This is a genomic window from Citrobacter sp. CFNIH10 (assembly GCF_002934585.1).
GTDB classification, from domain to species: domain Bacteria; phylum Pseudomonadota; class Gammaproteobacteria; order Enterobacterales; family Enterobacteriaceae; genus Citrobacter_A; species Citrobacter_A amalonaticus.
Genome location: NZ_CP026211.1, coordinates 16,772 through 30,290, shown reverse-complemented (window position 1 = coordinate 30,290; position 13,519 = coordinate 16,772). Strand labels below are relative to the sequence as shown.

Sequence of the window (13,519 nt, the reverse complement as noted above, 5' to 3'; positions counted from 1 at the left end):
ATCATGAGCCATCAACTCACCTTCGCCGATAGTGAATTCAGCACTAAGCGCCGTCAGACCCGAAAAGAGATTTTCCTCTCCCGCATGGAGCAGATTCTGCCATGGCAGAATATGACCGCTGTCATCGAGCCGTTTTATCCCAAGGCGGGCAATGGCCGACGGCCCTATCCGCTGGAGACCATGCTGCGTATTCACTGCATGCAGCATTGGTACAACCTGAGCGACGGTGCCATGGAAGATGCCCTGTACGAAATCGCCTCCATGCGCCTGTTTGCCCGATTATCCCTGGATAGCGCCCTGCCGGATCGCACCACCATCATGAATTTCCGCCACCTGCTCGAGCAGCATCAACTGGCCCGTCAATTGTTCAAGACCATCAATCGCTGGCTGGCCGAAGCAGGCGTCATGATGACCCAAGGCACTTTGGTGGATGCCACCATCATTGAGGCACCCAGCTCGACCAAGAACAATGAGCAGCAACGCGATCCGGAGATGCATCAGACCAAGAAAGGCAATCAGTGGCACTTTGGCATGAAGGCCCACATTGGTGTCGATGCCAAGAGTGGCCTGACCCACAGCCTGGTCACCACCGCGGCCAACGAGCATGACCTCAATCAGCTGGGTAATCTGCTTCATGGAGAGGAGCAATTTGTCTCAGCCGATGCCGGCTACCAAGGAGCGCCACAGCGCGAGGAGCTGGCCGAGGTGGATGTGGACTGGCTGATCGCCGAGCGTCCCGGCAGGGTAAAAACCTTGAAGCAGCATCCGCGCAAGAACAAAACGGCCATCAACATCGAATACATGAAAGCCAGCATCCGTGCCAGGGTGGAGCACCCGTTTCGCATCATCAAGCGGCAGTTCGGCTTCGTGAAAGCCAGATACAAGGGGCTGCTGAAAAACGATAACCAACTGGCGATGTTATTCACCCTGGCCAACCTGTTTCGGGTGGACCAAATGATACGTCAGTGGGAGAGATCTCAGTAAAAACCGGAAATAACGCCAGAAATGGTGGAAAAAATAGCCTAAATAGGCTGATTCGAGGCACTGTTGCAAATAGTCGGTGGTGATAAACTTATCATCCCCTTTTGCTGATGGAGCTGCACATGAACCCATTCAAAGGCCGGCATTTTCAGCGTGACATCATTCTGTGGGCCGTACGCTGGTACTGCAAATACGGCATCAGTTACCGTGAGCTGCAGGAGATGCTGGCTGAACGCGGAGTGAATGTCGATCACTCCACGATTTACCGCTGGGTTCAGCGTTATGCGCCTGAAATGGAAAAACGGCTGCGCTGGTACTGGCGTAACCCTTCCGATCTTTGCCCGTGGCACATGGATGAAACCTACGTGAAGGTCAATGGCCGCTGGGCGTATCTGTACCGGGCCGTCGACAGCCGGGGCCGCACTGTCGATTTTTATCTCTCCTCCCGTCGTAACAGCAAAGCTGCATACCGGTTTCTGGGTAAAATCCTCAACAACGTGAAGAAGTGGCAGATCCCGCGATTCATCAACACGGATAAAGCGCCCGCCTATGGTCGCGCGCTTGCTCTGCTCAAACGCGAAGGCCGGTGCCTGTCTGACGTTGAACACCGACAGATTAAGTACCGGAACAACGTGATTGAATGCGATCATGGCAAACTGAAACGGATAATCGGCGCCACGCTGGGATTTAAATCCATGAAGACGGCTTACGCCACCATCAAAGGTATTGAGGTGATGCGTGCACTACGCAAAGGCCAGGCCTCAGCATTTTATTATGGTGATCCCCTGGGCGAAATGCGCCTGGTAAGCAGAGTTTTTGAAATGTAAGGCCTTTGAATAAGACAAAAGGCTGCCTCATCGCTAACTTTGCAACAGTGCCCCTAATCGTGTTCAGCAGAATAGCCGGAGGAAGTTTCCTACTGTCGATAAGAAAGGATTGGCACAGGGAGTGTGAATATCGAAACACCATCACAGAATAATGCCAGATAGAAATGCGATAGTAGGGTTGGATATTTAAATAAGGAGCATCCCGACTTAAAATGAATATGACTGCGTAACCAGGCGCAATAAAAAAAGCGAAAGAATCGCTTTTATTCTGGTTGTTTTTTCGAAGAGTGACCGTTTTCTGAGATGACAAGAAATAAGGAAGTCCTATGATCGCTAGCGGAATAGTTCAAAAACTGAATGCGCAAATGAATCAGGAGTTTTATACCTCAAATTTGTATCTTCAGCTCAGCCAGAGGTGCAGCGAGAATAGCCTTAATGGCACCGCACTATTTTTGCGTCATCAGGCGCAAAATACGGTGACGCAAATGATGCGCATGTACGAATACATCAAACAGAGCGGCGCCACGCCGGTGTTACAGGAGCAACACGCCCGGTGCGGTGAATTTTCCACGCTGGAAGATCTGTTTGAGCAGACGGTAAGCGATTACCAGAAGCGCATTAATGCGCTGACCTCTTTGACGGAAGACGCCCAGGCAGCAAACGATAAGTCAGCGATTAACTTCCTGAAGCGATACAGAAAAGAGGAAATCGTGGACGGGACGCTGTTGCAAATCATTCTGGATGAAGTCCGCAGCGCTAAAAAAGCGGGCATCAACATGCAGCAAACCGACCACTATCTGGTTGGCGTGATCGATCGCTATCACTAAATCAATTTCGCAGTACGAGGAGGTTTTACGCCTCCTCAGAAAATCTGTTTTACATCAGAAACAGAGGTTTATGCCAGTGAACATTTGATACCCAACACGTCATAGTGATTTTTTAACTTAGCGTTTTTATATCGTGCCAAAAATGTCTCTGCTTGTGTCTTTATATTAAGGAAGGTGCGAATAAGCAGGTCATTTCTTCCCAAGCTGACTCGCTGATTAAAATTTCGCGGATCTGGGCCGATTTTTTTCCCGCAAACACATCGAATCAGGCACTGTTGCAAAGTTAGCGATGAGGCAGCCTTTTGTCTTATTCAAAGGCCTTACATTTCAAAAACTCTGCTTACCAGGCGCATTTCGCCCAGGGGATCACCATAATAAAATGCTGAGGCCTGGCCTTTGCGTAGTGCACGCATCACCTCAATACCTTTGATGGTGGCGTAAGCCGTCTTCATGGATTTAAATCCCAGCGTGGCGCCGATTATCCGTTTCAGTTTGCCATGATCGCATTCAATCACGTTGTTCCGGTACTTAATCTGTCGGTGTTCAACGTCAGACAGGCACCGGCCTTCGCGTTTGAGCAGAGCAAGCGCGCGACCATAGGCGGGCGCTTTATCCGTGTTGATGAATCGCGGGATCTGCCACTTCTTCACGTTGTTGAGGATTTTACCCAGAAACCGGTATGCAGCTTTGCTGTTACGACGGGAGGAGAGATAAAAATCGACAGTGCGGCCCCGGCTGTCGACGGCCCGGTACAGATACGCCCAGCGGCCATTGACCTTCACGTAGGTTTCATCCATGTGCCACGGGCAAAGATCGGAAGGGTTACGCCAGTACCAGCGCAGCCGTTTTTCCATTTCAGGCGCATAACGCTGAACCCAGCGGTAAATCGTGGAGTGATCGACATTCACTCCGCGTTCAGCCAGCATCTCCTGCAGCTCACGGTAACTGATGCCGTATTTGCAGTACCAGCGTACGGCCCACAGAATGATGTCACGCTGAAAATGCCGGCCTTTGAATGGGTTCATGTGCAGCTCCATCAGCAAAAGGGGATGATAAGTTTATCACCACCGACTATTTGCAACAGTGCCGGATTGAGCGGCGTGGCATGGTCAGTCTTCCCGCAGGTACTGGTACAAGGTTTCGCGGCTGATGCCGAAGTCACGGGCCACCAAGGTTTTCTGGTCGCCTGCCGCAACTCGCCGTTTCAACTCGGCAATTTGTTCGCTGTTCAGCGATTTCTTTCGTCCCCGGTAGGCCCCGCGCTGCTTAGCCAGCACGATTCCCTCGCGCTGACGTTCGCGGATCAGAGCGCGCTCGAACTCAGCAAAGGCTCCCATGACCGACAGCATCAGATTGGCCATCGGTGAGTCCTCGCCGGTGAACGTTAGCCCTTCTTTGACGAACTCCATGCGCACGCCCCGTTGTGTCAGCCCTTGGACGATGCGGCGCAGGTCATCAAGGTTGCGTGCCAACCTGTCCATGCTATGCACCACCACGGTGTCGCCCTCGCGGACGAAGGCCAGCAGCCTTTCAAGTTCGGGACGTTGTGTGTCCTTGCCTGAAGCCTTATCGGTGAATACCTTGCCGACTTCTATTTGTTCCAGTTGTCGATCAGGATTCTGGTCGAAGCTGCTGACGCGAACGTAGCCGATACGTTGACCTTGCAAGATGCCTCCAAAGGTAAAAATGTCAGGATGAAATCTATTACCCTTGGCTGAATGTGTCAATAAATATAAATTAATACCCTACTCTGACGTTGTTTGTGCTCAACATCTGACATCAGGTTAGGGTATGCCTCAATCTGACGGCTGCGAACCGCCAGGGACAGGCGCAATGTCAGATTCTGTCGCGGCCTTGGCGCGTGCCTGGAAGCGTTCATAGCAATCCAGCCCGCAGAAATGTTCGACGTATTCCGCGCCTTCCGGGGTGAAGGCGGCATCGAGCGGAATTTCTTTGCAGCATACGCAGCAGGTGGTGCAACTGGCAGTGTTCGGGGCGTTTGCGTTCATGGTGGTACTCCTCCAGATTGGTAGCGAAGCTCAAAGCTGCCCACTCTCGGCTGGCTGGGAAGCGGTCATGATCTTCCCTTGAAGGCCCGCAGCAGCCGCGTCACAGACAGGACAAACAAGCCGGTCAGCGTGAGGGCTGCAATACCCCAGTGCTCCCCGATGAACGCGCCGGCCGTCGTGCCGGCTAGCACAATGGCGAGAATCGGCAAATGGCAGGGACAGGTGAGCACGGCCAGCGCGCCCCACAAGTAGCCGGTGATCGGTTTGTGCGTCTCAGACGGCAAGTGCTCTGGGCTGTTCATGGCAGACTCTCCGCGTGCTGTGCCGGTTCGGTTGGCATGGCGGCCAGTTGCATTTCGAGGCTGGCCAGGGCCTCGCGCCGACGCTCGACGAGTTGCCGCAACACGGCAAGCTGCGCAGACGCACCGTCACCGTCCGCAGCATCCAGCGCCCGGCACAGCCGCGCCAGTGCGTCCAGGCCGATACCCGCTTCGAAGGCAGCCCGTACAAAGCGCAGCCGTTGCAACGCGGTGTCATCGAACAAGCCGTAGCCGCCCGTGGTGCACGCGACCGGCCGTAGCAATCCGCGCAGCAGGTAGTCGCGCACGATATGCACGCTCACCCCGGCATCAAGGGCCAGCCGGGACACTGTGTAGGCGCTCATTGAACACCTCCTTTTCCTCATCCGGCGCAGCACGAAAGCTGCTTCACGTCCTTGCTGAAGGTCTGCGCCGCGAGCTTCAGCCCTTCGACCATGGTCAGGTAGGGGAACAATTGGTCGGCCAGTTCCTGCACGGTCATACGGTTGCGAATGGCGAGCACCGCCGTCTGGATCAGTTCACCCGCTTCCGGGGCCACCGCTTGCACGCCGATGAGCCGTCCGCTACCTTCCTCGATGACCAGCTTGATGAAGCCGCGTGTGTCGAAGTTGGCAAGCGCACGCGGCACGTTGTCCAAGGTCAAGGTGCGACTGTCGGTCTCGATCCCGTCGTGATGTGCTTCCGCCTCGCTGTAGCCCACGGTGGCGACCTGCGGGTCGGTGAACACCACGGCCGGCATTGCGGTCAGGTCCAGGGCCGCATCGCCGCCAGTCATGTTGATCGCAGCACGGGTGCCGGCCGCTGCCGCCACATAGACGAACTGAGGCTGGTCGGTGCAGTCGCCAGCCGCATAAATGTGTGGCGTACTGGTGCGCATGCCCTTGTCGATGACGATGGCCCCCTGCGCATTGGCAGCGACTCCCGCCGCTTCCAATGCCAGGCTGCGCGTGTTCGGTGCCCTGCCAGTGGCGACCAGCAGCTGGTCGGCGCGTATTTCACCGTACCCGGTGGTCAGCACGAATTCGCCGTCCACATGCGCGACCTGGCTGGCTTGCGTGTATTCCAATACCTTGATCCCTTCGGCACGGAACGCGGCTGTAACGGCCTCGCCGATGGCCGGGTCTTCGCGGAAGAACAGCGTGCTGCGTGCCAGGATCGTCACTTTGCTGCCCAGCCGGGCAAAGGCTTGCGCCAGTTCCAGCGCCACCACAGACGAGCCGATCACGGCCAGGCGCTCGGGAATGGTGTCGCTGACCAGGGCCTCGGTGGAAGTCCAGTAGGGTGACTCTTTCAGGCCCGGAATCGGCGGCACGGCCGGGCTGGCACCCGTGGCGACCAGGCAGCGGTCGAACGCCACCACACGCTCGCCGCCATCGTTTAAACGGACGGCAAGGCTCTGGTCGTCCTTGAAACGCGCTTCACCATGCAGCACGGTGATGGCCGGGTTGCTGTCCAGGATGCCTTCGTACTTGGCGTGGCGCAGCTCATCGACGCGCGCCTGCTGCTGGGCCAGTAGTTTGCTGCGATCAATCGCAGGCACAGTCGCCGCGATGCCACTGTCGAATGGGCTTTCACGGCGCAAATGGGCGATATGGGCAGCGCGGATCATGATCTTGGACGGCACGCAGCCGACATTGACGCAAGTACCGCCGATGGTGCCGCGCTCGATCAGCGTGACGTTCGCACCTTGCTCGACGGCCTTCAGCGCCGCCGCCATCGCGGCTCCGCCGCTGCCAATAACGGCGACGTGCAGTCCGTCCCCATCACCACCAGCCTTGTCGCCACCGCCCAGCCATCCCAGCGCCTTGCCAAGCAGTCTGCCCCGCGCTGAAGTGGATGGGGCATCGGCGGGTGTGGCCTTGTAGCCGAGGCCGGCCACAGCGGCGGTCAGCGCCTCTGGCGAGGTGCCGGGATCGGTGGCGAGTTGCGCGGAGCCTTTCGGGTAGGACACGAGCGCCGACAGCACGCCCGGCACTTTCTCCAGGGCGTCCTTGACATGTGTCGCGCACGAGTCGCAGGTCATTCCGGTGATATTCAAATACATTGCATCGTTCCTTTTCGTTTCGGCAACTGCCAATGCAGTTAGCCGTGTTTGGGTGGTAGTTCGCAGCGGCGGTTGGCCGGTGAGAGCAGATCCCAGATCGACACCCCGATCATCAAGGCCAGACCGACATAGAGGAGGTTCGCCGTCCACCAATTGCCAAAAAACAAGAGCATGGCCGCCAGCACGATGGCTGGGCCGACCATCCCGAGCAGGCTGCGGTACCATTGCCGATGACTCAGCCAGCCCAGTGCATTCGCCAGCAAAGCCACGACTGCGAACAGCGGCAGCAGCTTGGAGATAAACAACCCTTCGTATTCCTGTAGAAAGCCAAGGCCGATGGCCGCGCCCAGGCTGGCGATAGCCGGGAAACAGGCAGCGCATCCCATCGCGGAAACAACGCTGCCAAGCGCGCCAGCCTTGTCGGCAATGCGTGTAATCAGTCCCATGATCGCCCCAGGTTCGGGTTCAGTGGCTCACTGCTTGACGCTGGACGGATAGCCCGCGTCTCCGGTTGCCTTGGTCAGCTTCTGCACGCTGGTCTTGGCATCATCGAACGTGACAACCGCTTCGCGTGTCTCGAAGGTCACGTCAATTTTGCTGACGCCTTCGACCTTGGAAATCGCCTTCTTGACGGTGATCGGGCAGGTGGAGCAGGTCATGCCCGGTACGGACAGCGTGACGGTCTGGGTGGCGGCCCACACGGGGGCAACAACGGCAGCGAGGGCGAGGGCGGCAAACAGTTTTTTCATGATGAACTCCTGTGATTAATAGAAAAATGGCATGACGTAGGGAAATCCGAGCGCGACCAGGACCAGCGCGGCCACGATCCAGAAAATGAGCTTGTAAGGGGGTCTGAGGGCCAATGGAACGAAAACGTACGCTAAGGAAATAACCAATTGTTATAATTGATATTATTCATTCTTCTCTATGAACTGAAAGCCCGCACTAAGCAATGTTTTAGCCTCAAATGACTTTTTTACCTACCCAACTAACGTAACGATCGCACATCAGGTCGTTTTTCAACCGCATAGTGACACCTGCACTCACATGCGAGAAAACACATATGATTTTGACTTCTTGTTTTGGTGGAGAGACAATACCCATTCATAGCAGGAGTACATAATGCCAGAAATTGCATCCCTACAACTTTTCAAAATACTATCTGATGAAACCCGCCTGGGTATCGTGCTACTGCTCAGGGAGATGGGGGAGCTGTGCGTATGCGATCTCTGCACAGCGCTGGAACAATCACAACCCAAGACCTCCCGCCATCTGGCGATGCTTCGGGAAAGTGGCCTGTTGCTGGATCGCAAGCAGGGGAAATGGGTTCATTATCGCTTATCCCCGCATATTCCTTCCTGGGCTGCCCTGGTGATTGAGCAGGCCTGGTTAAGTCAACAGGACGACGTACAGGCCATCGCCCGTAAGCTGGCATCGGCCAACTGCTCTGGCAGCGGTAAGGCTGTTTGTATCTAAAAATTTTGCCTGTACATATATGTTTTTACGAATATGAGGTGTTAAAGATGAAAATGTTAACGGTGTTTGATCCGGCGATGTGCTGCAGTACCGGCGTTTGTGGTTCAGATGTCGATCAGGTTTTGGTCAATTTTTCTGCTGATGTGCAATGGCTGAAAGGGCGTGGGGTTCAGATCGAACGTTATAACCTGGCGCAGCAGCCTATGAGCTTCGTTGAGAACGAAAAAGCGAAAGCATTCCTTGAGGCTTCTGGAGCTGAAGGGCTTCCGCTGCTGTTGCTTGATGGTGAAACGGTGATGGCCGGGCGATACCCAAAACGCGCTGAACTGGCTCGCTGGTTTGGTATACCGCTGGAAAAGGTGGGTTTAGCTTCCACCAGTTGCTGTGGTGGTAAAACTTCCTGTTGTTGAGTATGTCAGGAGGACATATGAAATTCTTAGAGAATATCCCGTCTTACCTGTTTTTCACCGGTAAGGGAGGTGTAGGCAAAACTTCGATTTCCTGCGCAACGGCTATACGTCTGGCTGAACTGGGAAAGCGTGTTCTGCTTGTCAGTACCGACCCGGCTTCCAATGTCGGTCAGGTATTCGATCAGACTATCGGTAACACTATCCAGCCCGTGACTGCTGTGTCTGGTCTTTCGGCTCTGGAGATTGACCCGCAGGACGCCGCCCAGCAATACCGCGCCAGAATCGTTGACCCTATTAAAGGTCTTTTGCCTGATGACGTTGTTAACAGCATCAGTGAACAGCTTTCAGGAGCTTGTACGACAGAGATCGCTGCATTCGACGAGTTTACTGGCTTACTGACTGACGCTTCTCTGCTGACCCGCTTTGATCACATCATTTTTGATACTGCCCCAACTGGCCACACTATTCGCCTTCTTCAGCTTCCCGGAGCCTGGAGCAGCTTCATCGAAAGTAACCCGGATGGTGCTTCCTGTCTTGGTCCAATGGCTGGGCTGGAAAAACAACGCGAGCAATATGCTCATGCGGTTGAGGCATTATCCGATCCTGAACGAACTCGCCTTGTGCTGGTCGCGCGATTGCAAAAATCAACACTGCAGGAAGTCGCTCGTACTCATGACGAATTATCAGCTATTGGCCTTAAAAATCAGTATTTAGTCATTAACGGTGTCCTGCCTGCGAGCGAAGCAGAACGTGATGCACTGGCCGCTGCAATATGGCAACGGGAGCAAGAGGCGCTGGCAAATCTTCCTGCCGGGTTATCTGATTTGCCGACAGACAACTTATACCTGCAGCCGCTGAACATGGTTGGTGTATCCGCATTGAAAGGCCTGCTCAACGAACACGCTGAGATAACATCGCTTCCTGAACAAAGCCCACAGAACAAGCCAGAGAATATGTCGTTGTCTGTCCTGGTTGATGATATCGCCCGCAGTGAACACGGTTTGATTATGCTGATGGGCAAAGGTGGTGTGGGCAAAACCACAATGGCTGCGGCTATCGCCGTCAGTCTGGCGGATAAGGGTTTTGATGTGCATCTCACCACCTCAGATCCTGCTGCACATCTCAGTACAACGCTCAATGGCAGCCTCAAAAATCTGCAGGTCAGCCGAATCAACCCTCACGATGAAACTGAACGCTATCGTCAGCATGTTCTTGAGACGAAAGGCAGGGATCTGGATGAGGCTGGGAAACGGCTGCTCGAAGAGGATTTACGTTCTCCTTGCACAGAAGAGATTGCGGTGTTCCAGGCGTTTTCACGCGTAATTCGTGAAGCTGGCAAACGGTTTGTGGTCATGGATACGGCACCTACCGGGCATACGCTATTACTGCTTGATGCTACCGGGGCTTATCACCGTGAGATTGCCAGGAAGATGGGGGATAAAGGTCATTTTACCACTCCGATGATGCAGCTTCAGGACCAGGAACGTACCAAAGTTTTGCTGGTCACTCTGCCTGAAACCACACCTGTACTGGAAGCGGCAAACCTGCAGTCCGATCTTGAACGTGCGGGGATTCATCCCTGGGGCTGGATTATCAATAACAGCCTTTCGATTGCACAGACGCAATCGCCGCTGCTTTGCCAGCGCGCCCTACAAGAGCGTCCTCAAATCGAGGTTGTGAAAAACCAGCATGCAAGCCGCATAGCGTTAGTACCGGTAATGGCTGCAGAGCCCACTGGCATCGAGAAACTCAGAGAGCTGGTTGTTTAATTTTTTTTGTATATACAGGGCGGCAAAGCCGTCCTGTCTGGAGGATTTATGTTACTGGCAGGCGCTATTTTTGTCCTGACCATCGTTTTGGTTATCTGGCAACCGAAGGGATTAGGGATCGGCTGGAGTGCGACGCTGGGCGCGGTACTGGCGCTGATCTCTGGCGTAGTCCATTTTGGTGATATCCCTGTAGTGTGGAATATTGTCTGGAATGCGACGGCGACCTTTATTGCCGTGATTATTATCAGCCTTCTGCTCGATGAATCGGGCTTTTTCGAATGGGCGGCGCTGCACGTTTCACGTTGGGGTAACGGTCGCGGGCGTTTGCTGTTTACCTATATCGTTTTGCTCGGCGCAGCGGTGGCGGCACTGTTTGCCAACGATGGTGCGGCATTGATTCTGACGCCAATTGTTATCGCCATGCTGCTTGCATTAGGTTTCAGCAAAGGCACTACGCTGGCATTTGTCATGGCCGCCGGGTTTATTGCCGATACGGCCAGTCTGCCGCTTATCGTGTCCAACCTGGTTAACATCGTTTCTGCAGACTTCTTTGGGCTGGGTTTCACTGAGTATGCGTCGGTAATGGTGCCGGTGGATATCGCAGCCATTATCGCCACGCTGGTGATGCTGCATCTGTTCTTCCGCAAAGATATTCCGCCAACTTACGACCTGGCTCTCCTGAAAGCACCGGCAAAAGCGATTAAAGATCTGGCAACCTTCAGAACCGGCTGGATAGTGTTGATCCTTCTTCTGGTTGGCTTTTTCGTCCTTGAGCCGTTGGGTATCCCGGTCAGTGCGATTGCTGCTGTAGGGGCTGTCATTCTGTTTGCGGTGGCGAAGCGAGGCCATGCCATTAACACTGGCAAAGTGCTTCGCGGTGCGCCATGGCAGATCGTCATATTCTCTCTGGGAATGTATCTGGTGGTCTATGGTCTGCGTAATGCCGGACTAACAGAATACCTCTCCGGTGTGTTGAACGTGCTGGCAGATAAAGGACTTTGGGCCGCGACGTTTGGTACTGGCTTCCTGACGGCTTTCCTCTCTTCCATCATGAACAATATGCCTACCGTGCTGGTTGGTGCTCTCTCTATTGATGGCAGCACTGCAACAGGCGTTATCAAAGAGGCGATGATTTTTGCCAACGTGATTGGCTGCGATCTTGGACCGAAAATTACACCTATTGGTAGCCTGGCAACGTTGCTCTGGCTGCATGTCCTTTCACAGAAGAACATGACCATCACATGGGGATACTATTTCCGCACCGGGATCGTCATGACTCTGCCTGTGCTGTTTGTAACGCTGGCCGCGCTGGCGCTACGTCTCTCTTTCACTTTGTAATGAGATACTGATATGAGCAACATCACCATTTATCACAACCCAGCCTGCGGCACGTCGCGTAATACGCTGGAGATGATCCGCAACAGCGGTATCGAGCCGACCGTTATTCTTTACCTTGAGACTCCACCTTCACGCGATGAGCTGCTCAAACTCATTGCGGATATGGGCATTTCCGTCCGGGCTTTGCTGCGTAAGAACGTCGAGCTGAAGTGGTTTACTGAATTTGGCCACCTGAACAGAGGTGATATGCTCACCTCAGAACAACACAGGTGCCATAATGAAAAAAAGAAATTTCAGCGCAGAGTTTAAACGCGAATCCGCTCAACTGGTCGTTGACCAGAATTACACCGTGGCAGATGCAGCCAGCGCTATGGATGTCGGCCTTTCCACAATGACGCGATGGGTGAAACAATTACGTGATGAGCGGCAGGGAAAAACACCAAAAGCCTCCCCCATTACCCCGGAACAAATTGAAATCCGTGAGCTCAGGAAAAAGCTACAACGTATTGAAATGGAAAATGAAATATTAAAAAAGGCTACCGCGCTCTTGATGTCAGACTCCCTGAACAGTTCTCGATAATCGGGAAACTCAGGGCGCGTTATCCTGTGGCCACTCTCTGCCATGTGTTCGGGGTCCATCGCAGCAGCTACAAATACTGGAAAAACCGTCCTGAAAAGCCAGACGGCAGACGGGCTGTATTACGCAGCCAGGTACTTGAACTGCATGGCATCAGCCACGGCTCTGCCGGAGCAAGAAGCATCGCCACAATGGCAACCCAGAGAGGCTACCAGATGGGGCGCTGGCTTGCTGGCAGACTCATGAAAGAGCTGGGGCTGGTCAGTTGCCAGCAGCCGACTCACCGGTATAAGCGTGGCGGTCATGAGCACGTTGCTATCCCGAATCATCTTGAGCGACAGTTCGCCGTAACGGAACCAAATCAGGTGTGGTGCGGTGATGTGACCTATAGTGTGCCCGGAGTTCAGGGCGGGCATGGATGCTTAAATGAACCGCGAGTCTGTCTGGAATATTGAACCGGTAACTCACGATGAGAAACCCAACAATCCCACCGGGTGTGACGGTGGAGAACCTGAGCGGCAGTGACCTGCGGCATGCCCGCAGGGTGATGTAACCCGCTGACAACGGGGATTGAGGCGAGATCACTAAGCCGAGATGATCCTCAAGGTTAAGTACTGAAAGGCTGAAGAACATGAACCCGTTAATCCGCCTCTGTGGGTTGAAAACGTCACCACGGCCTACGTGATCTGACAGGCCGTGCAGGAGGAACTGGCAGTGATACGTAAGCACTGCCGGTCGAAGGTGTTTTGACATGTATGCGAAACACCGGGGCAGCAGCGTCTATCACGCTTGCGTTGCTGACTTCTGCCAACTTGCGGCAAGCAAGGATAAAGAGTGCGACGGGCAGCCTCCTCAGTATGCCTGAGTCCAGGCAGGTAAACCGGGGAAGGTCAGCGACGGATGTTAAGGGGGCATGGCTCCGATGACGCGCTGGCTGGCGG

The 13,519-nt window shown here is 54.4% G+C and carries 15 protein-coding genes and 3 pseudogenes; 9 read left to right on the top strand and 9 right to left on the bottom strand.

Annotated elements, in window-relative coordinates; genetic code table 11:
• Positions 1-3: 3 nt before the first annotated feature.
• From C2U53_RS00715 to C2U53_RS00700, 3 genes are all read left to right on the top strand, one after another.
• Positions 4-984, top strand: a complete 981-nt coding sequence (locus tag C2U53_RS00715) for an IS5-like element ISKpn26 family transposase (protein WP_016947617.1) — start codon at positions 4-6, stop codon at positions 982-984.
• Between the two features lie 119 nt (positions 985-1,103).
• Positions 1,104-1,808, top strand: coding sequence for an IS6-like element IS26 family transposase (locus C2U53_RS00710; RefSeq protein WP_004118358.1), 705 nt, complete (start codon positions 1,104-1,106; stop codon positions 1,806-1,808).
• A 326-nt stretch (positions 1,809-2,134) separates the two neighbouring features.
• Positions 2,135-2,635, top strand: a complete 501-nt coding sequence (locus C2U53_RS00700; RefSeq protein ID WP_001752509.1) for a non-heme ferritin-like protein — start codon at positions 2,135-2,137, stop codon at positions 2,633-2,635.
• 320 nt (positions 2,636-2,955) lie between these two features.
• Here C2U53_RS00700 and C2U53_RS00690 read toward each other — a convergent pair whose 3' ends face one another.
• From C2U53_RS00690 to C2U53_RS00645, 9 genes and pseudogenes are all read right to left on the bottom strand, one after another.
• Positions 2,956-3,660, bottom strand: coding sequence for an IS6-like element IS26 family transposase (locus C2U53_RS00690; protein ID WP_004118358.1), 705 nt, complete (start codon positions 3,658-3,660; stop codon positions 2,956-2,958).
• Positions 3,661-3,744: 84 nt separating this feature from the next.
• Positions 3,745-4,302 carry a recombinase family protein gene (locus tag C2U53_RS00685; protein WP_001162010.1) on the bottom strand — a complete coding sequence of 186 codons (558 nt, stop codon included), beginning with the start codon at positions 4,300-4,302 and terminating at the stop codon, positions 3,745-3,747.
• A 129-nt stretch (positions 4,303-4,431) separates the two neighbouring features.
• The gene (locus C2U53_RS00680) at positions 4,432-4,644 is read right to left on the bottom strand and encodes a DUF3330 domain-containing protein (RefSeq protein ID WP_000993245.1); all 213 of its coding nucleotides are present in this window, start codon (positions 4,642-4,644) and stop codon (positions 4,432-4,434) included.
• Between the two features lie 65 nt (positions 4,645-4,709).
• Complete coding sequence (gene merE, locus C2U53_RS00670; protein ID WP_001087807.1) at positions 4,710-4,946, bottom strand: broad-spectrum mercury transporter MerE; 237 nt, start codon at positions 4,944-4,946, stop codon at positions 4,710-4,712.
• Complete coding sequence (gene merD, locus C2U53_RS00665; protein ID WP_001277463.1) at positions 4,943-5,308, bottom strand: mercury resistance co-regulator MerD; 366 nt, start codon at positions 5,306-5,308, stop codon at positions 4,943-4,945. The genes merE and merD overlap by 4 nt, the downstream gene beginning before the upstream one ends.
• Positions 5,309-5,325: 17 nt before the next feature.
• Positions 5,326-7,008 carry a mercury(II) reductase gene (merA, locus tag C2U53_RS00660; protein ID WP_000281123.1) on the bottom strand — a complete coding sequence of 561 codons (1,683 nt, stop codon included), beginning with the start codon at positions 7,006-7,008 and terminating at the stop codon, positions 5,326-5,328.
• Between the two features lie 38 nt (positions 7,009-7,046).
• Positions 7,047-7,454: an organomercurial transporter MerC gene (gene merC / locus C2U53_RS00655; protein WP_000522993.1), complete on the bottom strand. Its 408-nt coding sequence runs from the start codon at positions 7,452-7,454 to the stop codon at positions 7,047-7,049.
• 27 nt (positions 7,455-7,481) lie between these two features.
• Positions 7,482-7,757 carry a mercury resistance system periplasmic binding protein MerP gene (gene merP, locus C2U53_RS00650; protein WP_000732276.1) on the bottom strand — a complete coding sequence of 92 codons (276 nt, stop codon included), beginning with the start codon at positions 7,755-7,757 and terminating at the stop codon, positions 7,482-7,484.
• 15 nt (positions 7,758-7,772) lie between these two features.
• Positions 7,773-7,865 (bottom strand): annotated as a pseudogene (locus C2U53_RS00645) (mercuric transporter MerT family protein); the annotation flags it as partial.
• 265 nt (positions 7,866-8,130) lie between these two features.
• Between C2U53_RS00645 and arsR the strand changes: the two are divergent.
• The 6 genes and pseudogenes from arsR to C2U53_RS00615 all read left to right on the top strand — a co-directional run.
• On the top strand, positions 8,131-8,484 hold the full coding sequence (arsR, locus tag C2U53_RS00640) for an As(III)-sensing metalloregulatory transcriptional repressor ArsR (protein ID WP_001114073.1): 354 nt from the start codon (positions 8,131-8,133) through the stop codon (positions 8,482-8,484).
• A 47-nt stretch (positions 8,485-8,531) separates the two neighbouring features.
• Positions 8,532-8,894, top strand: a complete 363-nt coding sequence (gene arsD, locus C2U53_RS00635; RefSeq protein ID WP_000783215.1) for an arsenite efflux transporter metallochaperone ArsD — start codon at positions 8,532-8,534, stop codon at positions 8,892-8,894.
• A 17-nt stretch (positions 8,895-8,911) separates the two neighbouring features.
• The gene (gene arsA, locus C2U53_RS00630) at positions 8,912-10,663 is read left to right on the top strand and encodes an arsenite efflux transporter ATPase subunit ArsA (protein ID WP_001556710.1); all 1,752 of its coding nucleotides are present in this window, start codon (positions 8,912-8,914) and stop codon (positions 10,661-10,663) included.
• A gap of 48 nt (positions 10,664-10,711) precedes the next feature.
• On the top strand, positions 10,712-12,001 hold the full coding sequence (arsB, locus tag C2U53_RS00625) for an arsenite efflux transporter membrane subunit ArsB (protein WP_000922630.1): 1,290 nt from the start codon (positions 10,712-10,714) through the stop codon (positions 11,999-12,001).
• Between the two features lie 12 nt (positions 12,002-12,013).
• Positions 12,014-12,205: pseudogene (locus C2U53_RS00620) on the top strand (arsenate reductase); the annotation flags it as partial.
• A gap of 73 nt (positions 12,206-12,278) precedes the next feature.
• Positions 12,279-12,967: pseudogene (locus tag C2U53_RS00615) on the top strand (IS3-like element ISEc52 family transposase); the annotation flags it as partial.
• Positions 12,968-13,519 lie beyond the last annotated feature (552 nt).

What these genes read in the sequence shown, in the direction of transcription:
- C2U53_RS00715 (WP_016947617.1), top strand. Translation starts at nt 4, where the DNA reads ATGAGCCATCAACTCACCTTCGCCGATAGTGAATTCAGCACTAAGCGC.
- C2U53_RS00710 (WP_004118358.1), top strand. Translation starts at nt 1,104, where the DNA reads ATGAACCCATTCAAAGGCCGGCATTTTCAGCGTGACATCATTCTGTGG.
- C2U53_RS00700 (WP_001752509.1), top strand. Translation starts at nt 2,135, where the DNA reads ATGATCGCTAGCGGAATAGTTCAAAAACTGAATGCGCAAATGAATCAG.
- C2U53_RS00690 (WP_004118358.1), bottom strand. Translation starts at nt 3,660, where the DNA reads ATGAACCCATTCAAAGGCCGGCATTTTCAGCGTGACATCATTCTGTGG.
- C2U53_RS00680 (WP_000993245.1), bottom strand. Translation starts at nt 4,644, where the DNA reads ATGAACGCAAACGCCCCGAACACTGCCAGTTGCACCACCTGCTGCGTA.
- merE (WP_001087807.1), bottom strand. Translation starts at nt 4,946, where the DNA reads ATGAACAGCCCAGAGCACTTGCCGTCTGAGACGCACAAACCGATCACC.
- merD (WP_001277463.1), bottom strand. Translation starts at nt 5,308, where the DNA reads ATGAGCGCCTACACAGTGTCCCGGCTGGCCCTTGATGCCGGGGTGAGC.
- merA (WP_000281123.1), bottom strand. Translation starts at nt 7,008, where the DNA reads ATGTATTTGAATATCACCGGAATGACCTGCGACTCGTGCGCGACACAT.
- merC (WP_000522993.1), bottom strand. Translation starts at nt 7,454, where the DNA reads ATGGGACTGATTACACGCATTGCCGACAAGGCTGGCGCGCTTGGCAGC.
- merP (WP_000732276.1), bottom strand. Translation starts at nt 7,757, where the DNA reads ATGAAAAAACTGTTTGCCGCCCTCGCCCTCGCTGCCGTTGTTGCCCCC.
- arsR (WP_001114073.1), top strand. Translation starts at nt 8,131, where the DNA reads ATGCCAGAAATTGCATCCCTACAACTTTTCAAAATACTATCTGATGAA.
- arsD (WP_000783215.1), top strand. Translation starts at nt 8,532, where the DNA reads ATGAAAATGTTAACGGTGTTTGATCCGGCGATGTGCTGCAGTACCGGC.
- arsA (WP_001556710.1), top strand. Translation starts at nt 8,912, where the DNA reads ATGAAATTCTTAGAGAATATCCCGTCTTACCTGTTTTTCACCGGTAAG.
- arsB (WP_000922630.1), top strand. Translation starts at nt 10,712, where the DNA reads ATGTTACTGGCAGGCGCTATTTTTGTCCTGACCATCGTTTTGGTTATC.